Origin of the sequence: Colwellia sp. D2M02 (assembly GCF_018860755.1) — a bacterium.
Lineage (GTDB): Bacteria > Pseudomonadota > Gammaproteobacteria > Enterobacterales > Alteromonadaceae > Colwellia > Colwellia asteriadis.
In genome coordinates this window covers 1-2666 of record NZ_JAHKPW010000088.1, presented here as the reverse complement: position 1 = coordinate 2666, position 2666 = coordinate 1, and the positions used below count along the sequence as shown (strand labels likewise).

2 protein-coding genes and 1 other RNA gene are annotated in these 2666 nt (G+C 37.3%); all 3 read right to left on the bottom strand.

The window, feature by feature from the left end:
- Nucleotides 1–257 precede the first annotated feature (257 nt).
- The 3 genes from KO495_RS16660 to KO495_RS16650 all read right to left on the bottom strand — a co-directional run bounded on the left by KO495_RS16660 (nt 258) and on the right by KO495_RS16650 (nt 2335).
- Nucleotides 258–824, bottom strand: coding sequence for a lipid-binding SYLF domain-containing protein (locus tag KO495_RS16660; RefSeq protein WP_215981538.1), 567 nt, complete (start codon nt 822–824; stop codon nt 258–260).
- Between the two features lie 219 nt (nt 825–1043).
- An RNA gene (gene ffs, locus KO495_RS16655) (signal recognition particle sRNA small type) lies at nt 1044–1140 on the bottom strand.
- A gap of 241 nt (nt 1141–1381) precedes the next feature.
- Complete coding sequence (locus KO495_RS16650; protein WP_215981537.1) at nt 1382–2335, bottom strand: DUF3014 domain-containing protein; 954 nt, start codon at nt 2333–2335, stop codon at nt 1382–1384.
- Between the last annotated feature and the right edge of the window lie 331 nt (nt 2336–2666).

Sequence of the window (2666 nt, the reverse complement as noted above, 5' to 3'; positions counted from 1 at the left end):
TAAAAAGGCGATAACGCGGTAAAATGACTAGGCTACACGCTACTCGCCGCGATTAAAGCCCTTTTAGCTCGAACAAAAATTAACCGTGAAAGATCAACAGCCCCTAACTAAACACTTACTAAATACGATAAGTTTATCTCAAAACCTTTCTATACATTCAAGCTCAACTAATAGCATTTACGGTAATGCGATACTTAACCATAAAAACGCTACTAGCTAAACTTATAAAAGTTTACTCAAAGATATACAACTTACTATCAAAGCGATTTATAGCTGTATTTTTGACCCGATAAAGCAGCTTCGTACATCAAACCACCTTTGGCTAAAGTCATCACTGCCATCCCTTTATGATAAGTAACAGCATTCTGCTTAGTAGAGTCTGAATCTGTTCCTTGACTAGAGCTGGCGCCAGAAGTACCTGCTTTTGCTTGCGCCGCCATAGTTAGCGCCACTGCAGATGCGTCTGCAGAAAACTCAAAGTTACCTGCGGTGAACTCATCAAATGAACGCTTGTCTTGGAAAAAAATGATTTGACTATACACCTGCCCTCCCAATTGAAAACCAATAGAAAGCTGTGTCATTTTACTTTCTCCTACCTTTTCATTATCAAGGTACACTAGGCCTGAGCCGTGCGCTGCACCTATACCCACACCACCTTTACCAATGTTAGGGTAAACAGCATAGCCATATGCATTATTAAAAAAATCAGCTGTCACCGGTGATGACTTAAAATTACTAATTGTTTTACTGTAGTCATCAGCTTTAGCTGAAAAACCAATCAATAAGGTAAAAATTGTGATTAGAGGTATAAGTACTTTTTTCATAGTTTTTTCCCATTATATTTAGCAGTGAATACTATAATTATTGCGATAAAGCCATGTTGAGTTTTATATAAACATAAAACAAATTTAAGACAATATGTTGTAACACTGAACTAGGTAAAAAACACGTAAAAAAGTTAATGTTTTTGTGAACGAGTATGGGGAGTTTTATAGTAAAGGAGATATAAGTGTAATCTATTGATTTCTTATATTGGGTGGCAACCCAAACAGCCACACCTCGGCACATGAGTCGTCTGCTGCGGTTGCTTCCTTCCGGACCTGGCCGAGTTCACAGAGTATCATTGCGAGGGGACCGAAAGGGTCACCATAGATGGATTACATTACCAAAAGCATTTAATTAGCTCTTAGTAAGTAAAGCGTGGGGATTATCGCTAATCACCAAGCTTGATGCAAGCACTTGTTTTAAAATCACGACTAAGTGCTCTTTTTTTAATCTTGAGTGGTAAATAAATTGTGTTTAAGTCGTTATTTATTGGTTTACAACCAGATTAAATAACATTGTCGCTTGAGGTATGTTTACTACCCCAAGCTCAACTTTTTTATTTCAGCCCATTCTTTTCTTTAGCGAGCTTTTCGTTGATTTCTAATAACACTGATTTAATCACTAACAAATTCTCTTTACCTAGGCGTAATAATAATTTATCGCTATCAGGTAAGTTTTCAAGCTCTGACGATTGATATTTATACATAACGCTTGGTCGCGTTAATGTCATATCAGCTTTAGGCAGTTCCATATCCAGTACGCGAGTAATAGCGTCTTGTAATGTTAACGTAAAGTCATCTTCATAACCTAGCTCACTATACGCTTTGTCAATCAATGGCTTAGCTTCAAAATATGAATCAACTAGTGTAGTACTGTCCATTGAACGTAATAAATCAATATAGGTATCAAAGCGTTTGCTTGTGGCTTCATTCCATTGCCATGTAGGTTTATCTGCACTTTGTTCACTTGATGTTTGCTCAGCATCAAATTTTTCTGCAGGCAAAACAAACGGGCTATGTTCATAAGCAATAGCGCCTTGTGCAAAGTTATCGGTAAAAACAACAAATCGACGGATCATGTCGTCATCAATCACTAATTGCAGTAATTCTGTTCTCCAAGTGAGCTCTGGTAATTTAGTTTTTATCCATACATCACTTTCATCGAGTATGGGTAATGGATTTTCTATCACTTCAACAGGCTCTAATACAGTAGGCTCAGGTAATGTTGCGCTTTCTTCAAGTGGAGTGTTTTGATCTACCGTATCAATCGCGTCTACAACGTCTTCAATCACAGCTTCAGGTGCGGTGGCTTTTTCTTTAATTTGACTGACAGGCTCAGGCTTGTTGACTGGCTCAATCGCCGACTCATCACCAGCAAACAGTAAAAAGAATAGTATTGCGATAACAATCACAATAGCTGCAATGATGATGTTATTTTTAGACGAGGTTGCCCCTTGCTCTGGAGCTTCTTGTTTTGTCACTTTTTGAGATGAAACGTCTGAATTATCCATAGTTACCTTTATTGTCGCTTAATTTATATGTTCACTGAGAAATTAACGCTATATGCTCTTTAATGATTATAGAGCAATCCCCATTGCAGCGCGTTTTTTAATAACTTGCAAGTAAGAATAACTGTTCTTTACGATTATTTATACGACTTTCATAAGATAATTTTGTATGTAAATGTAAGAAACACAAATACATACATTTAGGGGCTGTTGATCTTTCGAGATTATTTTTGCAGCTTTTTGTTGGGTATTTATACAAGGCAGAGCCTTTGTCGTGTGGTTATTCAGGACAATAAGCTCCTGCATTGTCTAATAAGCTACATCCATGTAGCGT

Bases quoted from the DNA above. Each gene is read 5' to 3' on its own strand.
- KO495_RS16660 (WP_215981538.1), bottom strand. From the start codon at position 824: ATGAAAAAAGTACTTATACCTCTAATCACAATTTTTACCTTATTGATT.
- KO495_RS16650 (WP_215981537.1), bottom strand. From the start codon at position 2,335: ATGGATAATTCAGACGTTTCATCTCAAAAAGTGACAAAACAAGAAGCT.